Origin of the sequence: Pseudomonas sp. ANT_H4, from assembly GCF_008369295.1 — a bacterium.
Taxonomy (GTDB): Bacteria; Pseudomonadota; Gammaproteobacteria; order Pseudomonadales; family Pseudomonadaceae; genus Aquipseudomonas.
In genome coordinates this window covers 33,861-49,816 of the sequence record NZ_VOBG01000027.1, presented here as the reverse complement: position 1 = coordinate 49,816, position 15,956 = coordinate 33,861, and the positions used below count along the sequence as shown (strand labels likewise).

Annotated in this window: 12 protein-coding genes and 2 pseudogenes; 12 read left to right on the top strand and 2 right to left on the bottom strand. The window is 60.4% G+C overall.

The window, feature by feature from the left end; genetic code table 11:
- Positions 1-43: 43 nt before the first annotated feature.
- Positions 44-316, bottom strand: a complete 273-nt coding sequence (locus FQ182_RS24735) for a DUF1652 domain-containing protein (protein WP_149414210.1) — start codon at positions 314-316, stop codon at positions 44-46.
- A 256-nt stretch (positions 317-572) separates the two neighbouring features.
- On the opposite strand from FQ182_RS24735, the gene FQ182_RS24730 reads away from it, so the two are divergent.
- The 3 genes and pseudogenes from FQ182_RS24730 to FQ182_RS24720 all read left to right on the top strand — a co-directional run.
- Positions 573-1,193 (top strand): AraC family transcriptional regulator, encoded by a 621-nt coding sequence (locus tag FQ182_RS24730; protein WP_149414209.1) that lies wholly within the window; start codon positions 573-575, stop codon positions 1,191-1,193.
- 48 nt (positions 1,194-1,241) lie between these two features.
- The gene (locus FQ182_RS24725; RefSeq protein ID WP_149414208.1) at positions 1,242-2,351 is read left to right on the top strand and encodes an FAD-binding oxidoreductase; all 1,110 of its coding nucleotides are present in this window, start codon (positions 1,242-1,244) and stop codon (positions 2,349-2,351) included.
- Positions 2,352-2,478: 127 nt separating this feature from the next.
- A pseudogene (locus FQ182_RS24720) lies at positions 2,479-3,394 on the top strand (polyamine ABC transporter substrate-binding protein); the annotation flags it as partial.
- 46 nt (positions 3,395-3,440) lie between these two features.
- On the opposite strand, the gene FQ182_RS24715 reads toward FQ182_RS24720, so the two are convergent.
- Complete coding sequence (locus FQ182_RS24715; protein ID WP_149414207.1) at positions 3,441-4,235, bottom strand: helix-turn-helix transcriptional regulator; 795 nt, start codon at positions 4,233-4,235, stop codon at positions 3,441-3,443.
- Between the two features lie 213 nt (positions 4,236-4,448).
- Between FQ182_RS24715 and FQ182_RS30535 the strand changes: the two genes are divergently transcribed.
- The 9 genes and pseudogenes from FQ182_RS30535 (at position 4,449) to FQ182_RS24675 (ending at position 15,845) form a co-directional block, all read left to right on the top strand.
- Positions 4,449-4,574, top strand: coding sequence for a hypothetical protein (locus FQ182_RS30535; RefSeq protein WP_256666336.1), 126 nt, complete (start codon positions 4,449-4,451; stop codon positions 4,572-4,574).
- Positions 4,560-4,754 (top strand): annotated as a pseudogene (locus FQ182_RS24710) (APC family permease); the annotation flags it as partial. The gene FQ182_RS30535 and the pseudogene FQ182_RS24710, both read left to right, overlap by 15 nt.
- 9 nt (positions 4,755-4,763) lie before the next feature.
- A complete protein-coding gene (locus FQ182_RS24705) occupies positions 4,764-5,864 on the top strand; it encodes a P1 family peptidase (protein ID WP_149414206.1) in 1,101 nt (366 codons plus the stop codon).
- 423 nt (positions 5,865-6,287) lie between these two features.
- Positions 6,288-7,721 carry a serralysin family metalloprotease gene (locus tag FQ182_RS24700; RefSeq protein WP_149414205.1) on the top strand — a complete coding sequence of 478 codons (1,434 nt, stop codon included), beginning with the start codon at positions 6,288-6,290 and terminating at the stop codon, positions 7,719-7,721.
- A gap of 86 nt (positions 7,722-7,807) precedes the next feature.
- Positions 7,808-8,176: an AprI/Inh family metalloprotease inhibitor gene (locus FQ182_RS24695; RefSeq protein WP_178114523.1), complete on the top strand. Its 369-nt coding sequence runs from the start codon at positions 7,808-7,810 to the stop codon at positions 8,174-8,176.
- Positions 8,177-8,371: 195 nt separating this feature from the next.
- Positions 8,372-10,108 carry a type I secretion system permease/ATPase gene (locus tag FQ182_RS24690; protein ID WP_149414203.1) on the top strand — a complete coding sequence of 579 codons (1,737 nt, stop codon included), beginning with the start codon at positions 8,372-8,374 and terminating at the stop codon, positions 10,106-10,108.
- 100 nt (positions 10,109-10,208) lie between these two features.
- Complete coding sequence (locus tag FQ182_RS24685) at positions 10,209-11,543, top strand: HlyD family type I secretion periplasmic adaptor subunit (RefSeq protein WP_149414202.1); 1,335 nt, start codon at positions 10,209-10,211, stop codon at positions 11,541-11,543.
- 2 nt (positions 11,544-11,545) lie between these two features.
- Positions 11,546-12,874 (top strand): TolC family outer membrane protein, encoded by a 1,329-nt coding sequence (locus tag FQ182_RS24680; protein WP_149414222.1) that lies wholly within the window; start codon positions 11,546-11,548, stop codon positions 12,872-12,874.
- Positions 12,875-12,914: 40 nt separating this feature from the next.
- Positions 12,915-15,845, top strand: coding sequence for an autotransporter domain-containing protein (locus FQ182_RS24675; RefSeq protein WP_149414201.1), 2,931 nt, complete (start codon positions 12,915-12,917; stop codon positions 15,843-15,845).
- The last annotated feature ends 111 nt before the right edge of the window (positions 15,846-15,956 follow it).

The following is a 15,956-nucleotide window of genomic DNA, read 5'->3' as shown; positions in this document are numbered from 1 at the left end:
AGCATAGGAGCGAGCTTGCTCGCCCCTGAAATATCGGTGGAGTTCAGGCCCGCAGAGACGCCGACGGCACAAACGACTCCAACTCGTCCTCGATCGCTTCGATGATGCGCTCGACATCCGCCGCATTCATTACCGTGGCGCAGGGCAGGCCGGCGATGGCGATCAGGGTTTCGCCGCTTTCCCGGTTGAACAGACGGGCGATCATGCTTGCCGGGGCGTCCATACTCCCTTCAAAGCCCAGTGGGTGAAAATGCCAGCGCATCAGCTGGCAGGCGTTGGGGAACGTCACTTTATTCATGTTGCCCACCTTGTTCATTGAGCGCTTCCTTTAGCTCGCGACAGGGGCGCCAGGTCCTTCTATGGTCCTGACCATTGAGAGTTAAAAATAGCACTCACTCGCAACACCGAGGCAGTTTTTTGTGCCCGTTCGGCAGTTGTTTTCCATTATTTTGACGTAGGTCATGTTTCACAAAAATTTAGGCAAAAGGCCATTAGTCGGAACCACCCGTTTGCCATTGAAGGCGCCTGTAACGTTGGGCAAGCTCCAGGCTTTACCTGCATTAGAGCGTTGTATGCCCGACACCGTCCCGGACGATACCCACCAACAGACGCAAGCCACCGGCGAGATCGTCCTGCGTCATCACCTGTGCTGGAAACGGCGGGACCTGGATGGCGTGATGGCGCACTATCACCCGGATATCCAATACAACGACTTCTTCCAGAACCGCGTGGTTGGGTTTGCTGAGCTGCGTGAGTACTTGCGCGCGAGCATGCCCCGCGACCAGGCCATGCGCCCGACAGTCAGCCGGCTGGGTTTATCGCCCCAACAGTTGAGCTACCTGGCCAACGATTTGCAGCAGTACTTCCAGCACCAGCAACCTTATCTCGACCCCGAGCTGGACCTGCAGCGGGTGGCCAAGGAGTGCGGCTACAGCCGCAACCAGATTTCCTATCTGTTGAACCAGGTGCTGGGCCAGAGCTTTTACCGCTACGTCAACCAGACGCGTTTGCAGCATTTGCTGGCAACCCTGGATAAAGCCACACCGCCGATTCGTATCGACGAGTTGGCCTTTGCCGCCGGCTTCAATTCCCTGTCGGCTTTCTACAGCTGTTTCCGCCAACACACCGGCTTGTCGCCCAAGGCCTACGTCAAGCAAATTTCTTTGCGTGCACGCGCGCAAGACGCTCCCTGATATCAGGCACTAGGATCACGCCATCGACGTTTGGTGGTGGAGTTCGGCATGCCGGCATGGCGCAATATCAGTTTATGGATGGACCAGTTGGCAGAACCGCTGGTGGCACGCCCGTTCCTGGAACAGGATCTGGACGTCGACGTGGCCATCATCGGCGCTGGTTATACCGGACTGTGGACCGCCTATTACCTCAAGCTCCATGCGCAAGGCCTCACCGACGACGACTATCGCTGGCTGAGCCCTGAGCAACTGGCCGAGCAGATTCGCATCGCCAAGCCCTACGGCGGCATCTATGCACCCCATGTCGCGACCATTCAACCGGCCAAACTGGTGCGGGGGTTGGCGCGGGTCGTCGAGCACATGGGAGTCCAGATCTACGAAAACAGCCCGGTGACCCATTGGCAGTCCGGTAGCTTACGTACCGACAAGGCTCAGGTTCGCGGCTCCTGGATAGTGCCGGCGGTTGAGGGTTATGCCACCACGCTGGCGCCATTGGGCCGCTATCAACTGCCCGTGCAAAGCCTGATCGTCGCGACCGAACCGCTACCGGCCAGCACCTGGGATGAAATTGGCCTGAACCGTGGCCAGGCCTTTGGCGAAAGCAGCCGCCAGGTGACCTACGGCCAGCGCACCGCCGACAACCGCCTGGTATTCGGCGCCCGCGGCGGTTATCAGTTTGCCGGCAAGTTGCGGCACAACTTCGACCTTACCGACAATGAAGTGGAACTGCGCCGCTACTTGTTCGGCGAACTCTTTCCCCAACTCAAGAAGGTGCGCATCAGCCACGCCTGGGGCGGCAACCTGGGCATGTCGCGGCGTTTCAAGCCGCACATGCTCTGCGATCAGCAGACCGGCATCGCCTTGTCCGGCGGTTACGGCGGTGAAGGGGTAGGGGCCAGCAATCTCGGCGGCCGCACCCTGGCGGACCTGATCCTGGGCCACGACACGCCGCTGGTCCATCAGCCCTGGGTTCTCAAACAAGGCGGCCTCAATGCTCTCAAGGCCTGGGTGCCCGAACCCTGCCGCTGGCTGGGCTATAACGCGATCATTCGCAGCTTTGTCCACGAAGACCAGACCTTGGCCAACCCCAATACCGCGCCCTGGCGGCGCAAGCTGGCCAGCAGCGTCGCCGGGTTCATGGAAGGGTTTATGCACTAAGCCGTTTTAATCACCACAGGTATGACCATGAGCAAAACCTACGTGCTGATTCTGTAACCCTTTGATCTTTGATCGCCTGCCATAAAAACATCCCTATAACTGCCAGGAAATCGAACCATGAGACCCAGAGACCCTCGATGGCAAGTTGATGACCGGTAACTCCGGCTACGACGTGGTGTTCCCGTCCAACCACTTCATGGCCCGTCAGATTCAGGGCAAGGCGTTGAAGAAGCTCGACAAGAGCCAGTTGCCCAACTGGAAGAACCTCAACCCGGTGCTGCTCAAGGCCCTGCAAACCAACGATCCGGGCAACGAGTACGGCTTCCCGTACCTGTGGGGCAGCACCGGCATTGGCTACAGCATCGACAAGGTCAAGGCGATCCTGGGGGGCGACGCACCAGTGAATTCCTGGGATCTGATTTTCAAGCCTGAGTACATGGAAAAACTCAGCAAGTGCGGGGTGGCAATCCTGGACAACGGTCCGGAACTGCTGCCCATTGCCCTCAACTACCTGGGCTTGCCCCATCACAGCAAGAACCCCGAGGACTATAAGAAAGCCGAAGCGCTGCTGATGAAAGTGCGGCCCTACATCGCCTACTTCCACTCCTCGAAATACACCAGGCGACCTGGCCAACGGTGACATCTGCGTGGCGGTCGGCTTCTCCGGCGACGTCCTGCAGGCCGAAAGCCGTGCCAAGGAAGCCAAGAACGGCGTGAACATTGGCTACAACATTCCCAAGGAAGGCGCCGCCATCTGGTTCGACATGGTCGCCATGCCTGCCGACGCCCCGGACGAGAAGGCCGGCTACGCGTTCATGAACTACCTGCTGCGCTCGCAAGTGATGGCCGACATCACCAACTTCGTGCATTACGCCAACGGCAACGCGGCGTCCGACAGCCTGGTGGACCCGGCGATCAAGAGTGACACCAAGGTGTATCCGAGCGAGGAGATGACGGGCAAATTGTTTGCGCTGCAAGCGATGCCGCTGAACATCGACCGGATACGCACGCGCACCTGGAACAAGATTCGTACCGGGAGTTGATTGGCAGTTGATCGTTCCCACGCAGTGGGAACGATCAGGGCGCCGCCTACGGATTCTCCAGGTCATGCCCCAACGACTGGATAAACAACGAAAACAACTCCGGCTGCGATGAGATATCGAGCTTGGCATACAAGTGCCGGCGATGAACCTTGACCGTGTCCGGTGAGATGCTCAGGCGTTCGGCCATGGCCTTGGAGGAGAACCCGCGCAATACCAGGCGGGCGATTTCCAGTTCGCGCTCCGAGAGCACGCCGCTGCCAAAATGGCTCAACGCATCGCGAATCTGGCTGGCCATGGCTGTGGAGGCTGGCGCCCGCTGGGTGCTTTGTTGCCAATGCTGCTGCATCAACGGCAAAACCCAGGCTGCCAGAGTGGTCATCAGGCCCGTTTCTTCGCCAGTAAACAGCCGCTGCATCCCCAATGACAGGGACAATGTTCCCGTACCCGGCAGCTGCAGAATGAACTGCACCTCATCCTCCAGCACGTTGTCGTGGAAGTAATTGAGGAAGTATTCGCTCTGGCGAAAATGATCGGGCGCTACTTTCTCAAGACGGTACACACCGCTGGCATAGCCCTCACGGCAGGCCTGGAAAAACGGGTCGAGCAAGTACAGGCCATTGAGGTAAACCAGCATCGACGCCGGTTTGCTGCTGGGCTGTGCGTCGTATTCCTCCAGCGCCTCGGGCGGGCCCTCCAGCGGGTAGAAGATCGCCAGGGCGTTATCGAACGGCACGCACTGGTGCAGCAACAACACCAACTGTTTCCAGAAATTGTCGCTGCCGATCCGTGAAAGGGTGCGGCCCAGGCCGGCGTGCATGCCGACTTCCCTGAATAGGCTCATGTGCGCTGCTCTATATAGAAATACCGCGCAAGGGTTCGGCTTTTTGCCAGGCCCCGTCAAGGGGGAGTACTCCAATAGGGGAATTGGCCGTCTGCTGCACAGCCTTTACATTCCCAGGCAGTCAGTGGGAAATATATCCCGCGTCGGCATCCCGTTTTCGTTTCTGCCTCAAACCAGCTCTCCAATAACAAGAATAAACACGAGGATAACGATATGAGTGCTTCCCCTGCGCCCGATGGCGTACTGAAACCAACCTTGAGTGTGTTCGATGTCGTGGCCATTACCGTCTGCGCAGTAACCCCGGCCAGTTCGGTGTTCGTCATCCGCGAGCATCCTTAGCGCATGCCGCTGTGGCCGGTGCCGGCGATCCTGGTGCTATTGGGTGCCGGTTATCTATTGTTCAACCTGATCCTTGAGGCATCGGGTCGGGACATCATGGTCATCATCGGCCTGCTGGCGGTGTCGGTGATTTTGTATTGTGTCAGTGGCCGGTCGAGTCCGGCTTTTCAGAAACTGTAAGGAGTGGTTATGCGCGCACGTCAATTGGGCATCAAGCTGGGGTTGGGCACGCCCGGCGAGTTGAATGCCATTACCGACGTTCCCGGTGTCCGGGTTGGCCACAGCACTGTCAAGACCCAGGTCAACGGCAAACAGGTCCGCACTGGCGTCACGGTGATCCAGCCCCGAGCCGGGGCGGCCCGGCAACAGCCATGCTTTGCCGGCTACCACGTGCTCAACGGCAATGGTGACGCCACCGGGCTGGAGTGGATTGGCGAGTCAGGATTGCTGACCACGCCGTTGGCGATCACCAATACCCATAGCATTGGCATTGTGCGGGACACGCTGATTGCCCTGGAGCGAGAGACACTTGCGGACCCTGCGGTGTACTGGTGTATGCCGGTGGTGATGGAAACCTACGACGGCCTGCTCAACGATATCTGGGGCCAGTACATCGGCCCGCAGCACGTGCGCGAGGCCCTGGCCGACGCCGAGCCGGGCCCGGTGCAAGAGGGCGCGGTAGGTGGCGGCACCGGGATGATTTGTCATGAGTTCAAGGGCGGGATCGGCACGGCATCGCGCAAGTTGTCGACGGAGCAGGGCGGCTGGACTGTTGGCGCGCTGGTGCAGGCCAACCATGGCAAACGCCAGGAGTTACGCGTCGACGGCTACCCGGTTGGCCGGTATTTGCTGGAGATCCCGTCGCCGTTTGCCGACCGTGGAACACCGGGAATGGGGTCGATCGTGGTCATCCTGGCCACCGATGCGCCGTTGCTGCCGCACCAGTGCCAGCGCCTGGCACAGCGAGCGTCTATCGGCATCGCCCGCACCGGGGGTGGCACCGAGGATTCCAGTGGCGATCTGTTCCTGGCCTTTGCTACCGGCAACCAGGATTTACCGTCGGCGGATTATGGGCGCAAGGATTTGCCGTTGAGTACGCCGTTGGCCATGGTCAATAACGATCATATTTCGCCCTTGTTCAGCGCGGCGGCAGAGGCAGTAGAAGAGGCGATCATCAATGCGCTGCTGGCCGGGGAAGACATGACCACCGAGGATGGCGTGCGGGTGCCGGGGCTGGATGCGCAAACGCTGCTTGAGGCGTTGCGCACTACCGGCTGGCATGCTCGGTAAAAAGGGTTCTGTGCCGTCCCTGTCATTGGGGACGCACTGTCAATATTATTAAAGGTAGTGGCTCTTTAATGTTGCCAATGACACGGTGACACTTTCTTAGTGCACCCATGGCAATATATTTGATCCGGTCGAAATACTCAAAAGTGTGAGCTGCTCAACAAATAACGATTTAGTAGTATTTAATATTTAAATATCGGGCTTGGCCTCTCAAGGCCAATCAAAATAAATATTAAGACATATTGCCCATTGTTTGCAGGCGTTATTCGCCCATTGCACTTTTATCACAAAAAAAGTGCTGGACGACTGATTTCCAATTGTGTCAGTTTTCTTTCGCCTTCATAAGAGGCGAGTGATAGGACAATCTCGCCAGAGAGGGTCCTGTCGGACAAAAACTGTTCCAGTTGCAAACAAGGAAGTACGTTTATGTCGAAAGTTAAAGACAAGGCTATTGTATCGGCGGCCCAAGCAAGTACTGCTTATACGCAAATCGATAGCTTCAGCCATTTGTATGACCGCGGCGGCAATCTCACGGTCAATGGCAAACCGTCCTACACCGTCGACCAGGCAGCCACCCAGCTGCTTCGAGATGGCGCTGCGTACCGGGATTTTGACGGTAACAGCAAGATTGACCTGACCTACACCTTCCTCACCTCGGCCTCTTCGAGCACCATGAACAAGCATGGTATCTCCGGGTTCAGCCAGTTCAGCACCCTGCAAAAAGGTCAGGCAGTATGGGCCATGCAGTCCTGGGCGGACGTGGCCAACGTCAATTTCACCGAGAAGGCCAGCGGCGGCGACGGGCATATGACCTTCGGCAATTACAGCGGCGGCCAGGACGGCGCGGCAGCCTTTGCCTATCTGCCAGGTACCGGCACCGGTTATGACGGTACGTCGTGGTACCTGATCAACAACAGCTACACGCCAAACAAGACTCCGGGCCTGAGCAACTATGGCCGCCAGACGCTGACCCACGAGATCGGCCACACTCTGGGCCTGGCCCACCCTGGCGACTACAACGCGGGGAGTGGCAACCCAACCTACAACGATGCCACCTACGGCCAGGACACTCGCGGCTACAGCCTCATGAGTTACTGGAGCGAGAGCAACACCAATCAGAACTTCAGCAAAGGCGGTGTGGAAGCCTACGCGTCCGGCCCGCTGATCGACGACATCGCTGCGATCCAGAAGCTCTACGGCGCCAACTTCAATACCCGCGCCAGCGACACCACCTACGGCTTCAACTCCAACACTGGGCGTGATTTTCTCAGCGCTTCCTCGAATGCCGACAAGCTGCTGTTCTCGGTGTGGGACGGTGGCGGCAACGACACGTTGGACTTCTCCGGCTTTACCCAGAACCAGAAAATCAACCTCAATGAGACCTCGTTCTCCGACGTTGGCGGCCTGGTGGGTAACGTGTCCATTGCCAAGGGCGTGACCGTGGAAAACGCCCTGGGCGGTTCCGGCAATGACCTGCTGATCGGCAACGCAGCAGCCAACACCCTCAAGGGTGGGGCCGGCAACGACCTGATCTACGGCGGCGCAGGTGCCGACAAGCTGTGGGGCGGCGCAGGTTCGGACACCTTTGTGTTCGGTGCCAGCTCTGATTCCAGGCCGGGCGCAGCCGATCAGATCCTCGACTTCACCTCGGGGTCGGACAAGATCGACTTGACCGGCATCACCAACGGCGCGGGCCTGCACTTTGTTAACGCGTTCACTGGTGCAGCCGGCGACGCGGTGCTCAGCTATACCTCGGGTACCAACCTGGGCACGCTGGCTGTGGACTTTTCCGGGCACGGTGTAGCGGATTTCATCGTCACCACCGTAGGCCAGGCAGCGTTCAGCGACGTCGTGGCCTGATTCAGGCGTAAGGATGCATGTGTAAAGGGGAGTGGCGCTCAGGCGCTGCTCTTTCCTTGCAACAGCCCCGCAAACGGGTAATGGTGATGAACATATATCGCAATGCAGTCGCCTGGTTCATACAGGCGGTGCTCGTGTCGGCAGGAGCCAACGCAATGGCAAGCAGTCTTGTTTTACCCACCACCGCGCAGTTGGCTGGCCACTGGGAGTTACACCAGCAGGAGCAGGTTTGCGCGCTGGACTTGATTGAAAACGCCAGCGCCCTGGGCGGCGACGTAGCCTGCGCCGAACAATGGCTGGGGGATAACCTGCGGAGTTGGTCGCCGACACCCGATGGCATTTGGCTGATGAATGCCGAGGGCACAGGTATTACCCATTTGAATCGCCAGAAAGAGGGCGAATATCAAGGCCGTTCCAAGTCAGGAACCGTACTCGTATTGAAGCGGGCACCTTAATAGCGCAAGTTGTCGGTTATATCCTTATAACTATCAGTCCATAGCCTGGGTTGATAAGGCGTTGTGATTTAACGCAAGTGCATTCGCTCGCCTGTCACTTTTAACGATGTCCATATTTTTGAAGTTTTGCCCGTCCGTTAGTTGGGCGCCCGGCAAACTATTGTGCGTATTTCAGCTCAGGGAAGATCAAGCAACATGGCGAAGACCACTCCCGTTGCACCACTGTTCAAAGCGCTTGGCGATTATAAAAGCATCCTGATCAGCGTCGGCTGCTTCACTGCACTGATCAATGTGCTGATGTTGGTGCCGTCCATCTACATGCTGCAAGTCTACGACCGTGTCCTGTCGTCGCAGAACGAAACCACTCTGGTGATGTTGACGCTGATGGTGGTGGGCTTCTTCGCCTTTATCGGTGTGCTGGAAGTGGTGCGCAGCTTTATCGTGATCCGCATCGGCAGCCAGTTGGAGCGGCGCTTCAACTTGCAGGTGTACAAGGCCGCCTTCGAGCGCAACCTGCAGCGGGGCGAGGGTCATGCCGGGCAATCCCTGGGGGATTTGACCCACATTCGCCAGTTCATTACGGGGCCGGCGCTGTTCGCTTTTTTTGATGCGCCGTGGTTTCCGATCTACCTGCTGGTGATCTTCCTGTTCAACGTCTGGCTCGGCGTGCTGGCCAGTGCCGGCGCGGTGTTACTGATCGCCCTGGCGTGCCTTAACGAATACCTGACCAAAAAACCACTGAGGGAGGCCAGCGGCTACTCCCAGCAGTCCACCCAACTGGCCACCAGTCACCTGCACAACGCCGAAACCATCCAGGCCATGGGCATGCTCAGCGCGCTGCGCAAGCGTTGGTTCCAGGTGCATTCGCGGTTTCTTGGCTTGCAGAACAAGGCCAGCGACACCGGTTCGGTGATCAGTTCCCTGAGCAAGTCCTTGCGCCTGTGCCTGCAATCGTTGGTGCTGGGTTTGGGCGCGCTGCTGGTGATCAAGGGCGATATGACGCCGGGGATGATGATTGCCGGCACCATCCTGATGGGCCGGGTGCTGAGCCCCATCGACCAGTTGATTGCGGTGTGGAAGCAGTGGAGCTCGGCCAAGCTGGCCTATCAGCGCCTGGACGGCCTGCTGCGAGAGTTCCCCCCGCAGGCTGAACACATGGCGCTGCCGGCGCCCAAGGGCCAGGTGAGTTTCGAACAGGTCAGCGCTGGGCCGCCGGGGCGGCGGGTGGCGACCTTGCAGCAAGTCAACTTCAGCCTGGCGGCCGGCGAAGTGCTCGGCGTGCTGGGCGCCTCCGGCTCCGGCAAATCCACTCTGGCGCGAGTGCTGGTCGGGGTGTGGCCAACCCTGGCCGGTACCGTGCGCCTGGACGGTGCCGATATCCATCGCTGGGACCGCGACGACCTCGGCCCGCACATCGGTTATCTGCCCCAGGACATCGAGCTGTTCAGCGGCAGCATCGCCGACAACATCGCGCGCTTTCGTGAAGCCGACCCCGATCTGGTGGTGCGGGCCGCTCAACAAGCCGGCGTACACGAACTGATCCTGCGTTTACCCCAAGGCTACGACACCGTATTGGGCGACGACGGTAGCGGCCTGTCCGGTGGCCAGAAACAACGGGTGGCCCTGGCTCGCGCGCTGTACGGCGGGCCGCGATTGATCGTTCTCGACGAGCCCAACTCCAACCTCGACACCGTCGGTGAAGCGGCGCTGGCCAGCGCCATCATGCAAATGAAAGCCCAGGGCAGCAGCGTGATCCTGGTGACCCATCGCTCCTCGGCCCTGGCCCAGGCCGACAAGCTGCTGGTGCTTAACGAAGGTCGTTTGCAAGCGTTCGGCCCCAGCCAGGAAGTGCTCAGGGCATTGTCAGGCCAGCCACCCCGTGAAAAGGCCGAAGTCACCTGTAGGAGCGAGCTTGCTCGCGATAGTCGTTAACGATGACGCGAGGAGTCTGGTTCAACGCGGCGCCCACAGGTTTTTCGCGAGCAGGTTCGCTCCTACAGTAGTTTTTTATCAAGCCAGGGAATCCAGGCGCATGAGCATCGACAACAGCACCCAAATCAACCACGACTACGAACAGACCCACCCCGAACGCGGCGCAGGGTTCTTCTCCCGCATGGGTTGGGTGTTGACAGTGGTCGGCGCCGGCGGATTTTTTCTCTGGGCCAGCCTTGCGCCCCTGGATCAGGGCATTCCGGTGCAGGGCACGGTGGTGGTCTCGGGTAAACGCAAGGCCGTACAAACCCTCAGCCCCGGTGTGGTCAGCCGGATACTGGTGCGCGAGGGCGAAGTGGTGAAACAAGGCCAACCGCTGTTTCGCCTCGACCAGACGCAAAACCAGGCCGACGTCCATTCCTTGCAAGCCCAGTACCGCATGGCCTGGGCCAGCGTCGCCCGTTGGCAGAGCGAGCGCGACAGCCTGCCTGGCATCACCTTCCCGGCCGAGCTGAGCGCCAGTCCCGATCCGGCCCTGGCCCTGGTGCTTGAAGGTCAGCGCCAACTGTTCAGCAGCCGCCGCGAAGCCTTAGCCCGTGAGCAGGCCGGCATTCGCGCCAACATCGAAGGCGCCACTGCGCAATTGAATGGCATGCGCCGTGCGCGCAGCGACCTGAGCGCCCAGGCGCAATCCCTGCGCGACCAACTGAGCAACCTGCAACCCTTGGCCGACAACGGCTACATCCCGCGCAACCGGCTGATGGAGTACCAGCGCCAACTGTCCCAGGTGCAACAGGACCTGGCGCAGAACACCGGGGAAAGCGGTCGCGTTGAACAAGGCATTCTTGAATCGCGCCTGAAATTGCAGCAGCACAGCGAGGAATACCAAAAGGAAGTCCGCAGCCAACTGGCCGACGCACAGCTGCGCAGCCTGACCCTGGAGCAACAGCTGACCTCCGCCGGTTTCGACTTGCAGCACAGCGAAATCAACGCCCCGGCCGATGGCATCGCGGTCAACCTTGGCGTGCACACCGAAGGCGCGGTGGTGCGCGCCGGTGAAACCCTGCTGGAAATCGTGCCCCAGGGCACGCGTCTGGAAGTGGAAGGGCACCTGCCGGTCAATCTGGTGGACAAGGTCGGCACGCACCTGCCGGTGGACATTCTCTTCACCGCCTTCAACCAGAGTCGCACGCCCCGAGTGCCGGGGGAGGTGAGCCTGATTTCCGCCGATCAAATGCTCGATGAAAAAACCGGCGCGCCGTATTACGTGCTGCGCACCACGGTCAGCGACGATGCCCTGGAAAAACTCCACGGCCTGGTGATCAAGCCGGGCATGCCGGCCGAGATGTTTGTGCGTACTGGTGAGCGCTCGTTGCTCAACTACCTGTTCAAGCCGCTGCTGGATCGCGCCGGCTCAGCGTTGACCGAGCAATGAGCATGAAGCCGGTGTGCCTCGCCCTTTTACTCGCGTGCAGCAGCGCCCAGGCGGCGATGGGGCCGTTTGATATTTACGAACAGGCGCTGCGCAACGATCCAATATTCCTCGGCGCCCTCAAGGAGCGCGACGCTGGCCTGGAAAACCGCACCATCGGCCGCGCTGGGCTGTTGCCCAAGCTGTCCTATAACTACAACAAGGGCCGCAATAATTCCCAGGCCACCTTGCCCGATGGGCGTGGCGGCAATTATCACGACGACCGCAACTACAACAGCTTCGGCTCCACCTTCACCCTGCAACAACCGTTGTTCGACTACGAAGCCTATGCCAACTACCGCAAGGGCGTGGCCCAGGCGCTGTTTGCCGATGAGAGCTTTCGCGACAAGAGCCAGGCGTTGCTGGTGCGGGTGCTCAGCTATTACACCCAGGCACTGTTTGCCCAGGACCAGATCGACATCGCCCGGGCGAAGAAGAAAGCGTTTGAGCAACAGTTCGAGCAAAACCAGCACCTGTTCAAGCAGGGCGAGGGCACTCGCACCGACATTCTGGAGGCCGAATCGCGCTACGAGCTGGCCACCGCCGAAGAGATCGAGGCCCTCGATGAGCAAGACGCTTCGCTGCGCGAGCTTGGCGCGCTGATCGGCGTGCAGAGCGTCAACATCACCGACCTTGCACCGCTGAGCGAAGGCTTTGCCGCGTTTACCCTGGCCCCGGCCAATTACGACACCTGGCATGAGCTGGCGATCACCAACAACCCGACCCTGGCCTCCCAGCGCCAATCCCTGGAAGTGGCCCGTTATGAAGTGGAGCGCAACCGCGCCGGGCACTTACCTCGCGTCACCGCCTATGCCAGTTCCCGGCAGCAGGAATCCGACAGCGGCAACACCTACAACCAGCGCTATGACACCAACACCATTGGCGTCGAAATCAGCATGGCGCTGTATGCCGGTGGCGGTGTTTCAGCGTCCACCCGCCAGGCCAGCCGTGCCATGGAGCAGGCCGAGTACGAACTGGAAGGCAAGACCCGGGAAACCCTGATCGAACTGCGCCGCCAGTTCAGCGCCTGCCTGTCGGGGGTGAGCAAGCTGCGCGCCTACCAGAAGGCGCTGGTATCGGCCGAGGCTTTGGTGGTCTCGACCAAGCAAAGCATCCTCGGCGGCGAGCGGGTCAATCTCGATGCCCTCAATGCCGAGCAACAGCTCTACAGCACCCGCCGCGACCTGGCCCAGGCCCGTTACGACTACCTGATGGCCTGGACCAAATTGCATTACTACGCCGGCAACCTGCGCGATACCGACCTGGCCAAGGTGGATGAGGCATTTGGCCGTTAGTTTTTTTGTAGGGGCGGATAACAATAAAAGGAAGTTTTGCATGAGCACTAATCCACGATTCACCACCGGCTCCTTGCTGCTGTTGACCGCGGCACTGCCGGCCACGGCCCACGCGCTGTACAGCGAAACCGGCCAACGTGACGACCCCGCCAGCTGGCGCTCTGGCGAATACCAGAGCGACTGGGGCCTGGACCGCATGAAAGCCAATGAGGCCTACGCCGCCGGCATCAGCGGCAGCGGCGTAAAAATCGGCGCGCTGGACTCGGGCTTTGATCCCAACCACCCCGAAGCGTCGAAGGATCGCTTTCACCCGGTCACTGCCAGTGGCGTCACTGGCGCGCTCAACCCCAACAACGACTCCCATGGCACCCACGTCACCGGCACCATGGGCGCTGCCCGTGATGGCGTGGGCATGCACGGCGTGGCATACAACGCGCAAATATACGTTGGCAATACCAACGCCAACGACAGTTTCCTGTTTGGCCCGACCCCAGACCCGAAATACTTCAAGGCGGTCTACAGCGCGATGGTGGATGCCGGCGTGCGGGCGATCAACAACAGCTGGGGCAGCCAGCCCAAGGACGTCAGTTACAAGAGCCTTGGCGACCTGCATGCGGCCTACGCCCAGCACTACAACCAGAACACCTGGCTGGATGCCGCCGCCGATGTGGCCAGGGCTGGAGTGATCAACGTGTTCAGCGCCGGCAACAGCGGCTATGCCAACGCCAGCGTGCGTTCGGCCTTGCCGTACTTTCAGCCGGAACTGGAAGGTCACTGGCTGTCGGTGTCGGGCCTGGACAAGGCCAATAACCAGAAATACAACCAGTGCGGCATCGCCAAATACTGGTGTATTGCCACGCCGGGCGCGCTGATCAACAGCACCATTCCCGACGGCGGCTACGGGGTGAAGTCCGGCACGTCGATGTCGGCGCCCCATGCCACCGGCGCTCTGGCGTTGGTGATGGAGCGTTACCCGTACATGAACAACGAGCAGTCCTTGCAGGTGCTGCTGACCACCGCCACGCAACTGGATGGCTCGATCACCGATGCACCCACCAGCAAGGGTGGCTGGGGCGTGCCGGACCTGGGCAGGGCGATGCACGGGCCGGGGCAATTGCTCGGGCCGATGGGCGTGAGCCTGGCCGCCGGGCAGGGCGATGTGTGGAGCAATGCCATCTCCGACAAGGCGCTGATCCAGCGCCAAACCGAAGACAGCGTCGAGCACGCGGCCTGGCAGCAAACCTTGCAGGACAAGGGCTGGGAAAACGGCCTAAGCGCCACGGCCAGCCAGCAGGACCAGACCGACTACGCCGTCGGCACGGCCCGTGATGCTGCGGCGGCCCAACGCGTGTATGAAGGCAGCCTGGTCAAGTCCGGCGCTGACAGCCTGGTCTTGACGGGGGATAACACCTATCGCGGTGCGACCACCGTCAACGGCGGCTTGCTGGCGGTCAACGGTTCGCTGACGTCCGCCGTCACGGTCAATGACCGAGGCACCTTCGGAGGTTCCGGCCGTATTGCTGCGTTACTGGTGAAAAACGGCGGTACCGTCGCACCGGGCAATTCGGTGGGCACCTTGCAGGTGGCGGGTGATGTTGCGCTGCAAGCCGGCTCCACCTATGCGGTGGAACTGACGCCCACCCGCAGCGACCAGATTGTTGCGGGCGGCAAAGCCGTGTTGGGCGGCGGCACCGTCACCCTGGCCCTGGAAAACAGCCCGACGCTGCTTAGCCAGAGTGAGGTCCAAAGCCTGATTGGCCGGCAATACAACATCCTCCAGGCTGTTGGCGGGATTGAGGGGCAGTTTGGTGCGGTCTTGCCCAATTACCTGTTCCTTGGCGGCACCCTCGACTACGCCGCCAATGCCGTGCAACTGAATATCGCCCGCAGCGACGCCAGCTTTGCCAGCGTCGGCGCCACCCGTAACCAGCGCTCTGTCGCGGCCGCTGCCGAACAACTGGGCGCGGGCAATCGCGTGTATGAAAGCGTACTGCGTTCGGACTCCCTGGCCTCGGCGCAACAGGCGTTCCAGCAGTTGTCAGGGGAAATCTACCCGGCGATTGGCGCGACGCTGATCAATGACAGCCGTCACCTGCGCGATGCTGTCGGCGAGCGCCTGCGCCAGGTGCCGGTCACCGGCGAAAGCAACGTCTGGGTCAAGGCCCTCGGCGCGTGGGGCAAGGCTGACAGCCGCCGCGAAACCGCCGGCTACACCCGTTCCATCGGCGGGATGTTGGCGGGTGTGGACGGTGCGCTGGATGAGGAAACCCGCCTGGGGCTGGTGGCCGGCTACAGCGACAGCTCGCTGAGCATGGGCAGCGGCACTCACTCTTCGGCATCCATCGACAGTTACCACTTTGGTGCCTATGCCGGGCATGAACTGGGTGACTGGCGCCTGAGTGCCGGCGCGGCCTACAGCTGGCATCGCGGCGACGTCAAGCGTGACTTGCAATACGGCGAAGTCAGCGGCAAGCAGAAAGCCAAGGTCGATGCCCGCAGCGTTCAGGTCTTCACCGAGGCCGCTTACCGCTTGAACCTGCAAGCCCTGGCCCTGGAGCCTTTCGCCAATCTGGCCTATGTGCATCTGGACAGTGACCGCTTCCACGAAAAAGGCGATGCCGCCGCGCTGGAGCGTGGCAGTGATCGTCGTGATGCAGTGCTGAGCACCTTGGGTCTGCGGGCCTTGAAAACCATCAACCTTAATGACCAGCAGCAACTGGACCTTTCCGGCTCGTTGGGCTGGCAGCACAGCCTGAGCGCCATTGAATCCGAAGAGCACCTGGCGTTTGTCGCCGGTGGGCCGTCGTTTGCGGTGCAGAGTTCGCCGCTGCTGCGCGATGCCGCACTGGTGGGCGTACAGGCCAGCCTGGCGTTGAGCAAAACCACGCGGGTCAACCTGGACTACAACGGCCAATTGGGTGGCCGGGAGAAAAGTCAGGGCGTTGGTTTAAGCCTGAACTGGCAGTTCTGAACTTGAGTACGCAGCCTCGCTACTGGGGGATCGAAACAGAAGTGATTCAACACGTGCAATAAAAACTAAGGAAAGTCACCGTGAAACTAAAAAACCGTGGGTTACACACCG

Bases quoted from the DNA above. Each gene is read 5' to 3' on its own strand.
- FQ182_RS24735 (WP_149414210.1), bottom strand. From the start codon at position 316: ATGAACAAGGTGGGCAACATGAATAAAGTGACGTTCCCCAACGCCTGC.
- FQ182_RS24730 (WP_149414209.1), top strand. From the start codon at position 573: ATGCCCGACACCGTCCCGGACGATACCCACCAACAGACGCAAGCCACC.
- FQ182_RS24725 (WP_149414208.1), top strand. From the start codon at position 1,242: ATGCCGGCATGGCGCAATATCAGTTTATGGATGGACCAGTTGGCAGAA.
- FQ182_RS24715 (WP_149414207.1), bottom strand. From the start codon at position 4,235: ATGAGCCTATTCAGGGAAGTCGGCATGCACGCCGGCCTGGGCCGCACC.
- FQ182_RS30535 (WP_256666336.1), top strand. From the start codon at position 4,449: ATGAGTGCTTCCCCTGCGCCCGATGGCGTACTGAAACCAACCTTGAGT.
- FQ182_RS24705 (WP_149414206.1), top strand. From the start codon at position 4,764: ATGCGCGCACGTCAATTGGGCATCAAGCTGGGGTTGGGCACGCCCGGC.
- FQ182_RS24700 (WP_149414205.1), top strand. From the start codon at position 6,288: ATGTCGAAAGTTAAAGACAAGGCTATTGTATCGGCGGCCCAAGCAAGT.
- FQ182_RS24695 (WP_178114523.1), top strand. From the start codon at position 7,808: ATGAACATATATCGCAATGCAGTCGCCTGGTTCATACAGGCGGTGCTC.
- FQ182_RS24690 (WP_149414203.1), top strand. From the start codon at position 8,372: ATGGCGAAGACCACTCCCGTTGCACCACTGTTCAAAGCGCTTGGCGAT.
- FQ182_RS24685 (WP_149414202.1), top strand. From the start codon at position 10,209: ATGAGCATCGACAACAGCACCCAAATCAACCACGACTACGAACAGACC.
- FQ182_RS24680 (WP_149414222.1), top strand. From the start codon at position 11,546: ATGAAGCCGGTGTGCCTCGCCCTTTTACTCGCGTGCAGCAGCGCCCAG.
- FQ182_RS24675 (WP_149414201.1), top strand. From the start codon at position 12,915: ATGAGCACTAATCCACGATTCACCACCGGCTCCTTGCTGCTGTTGACC.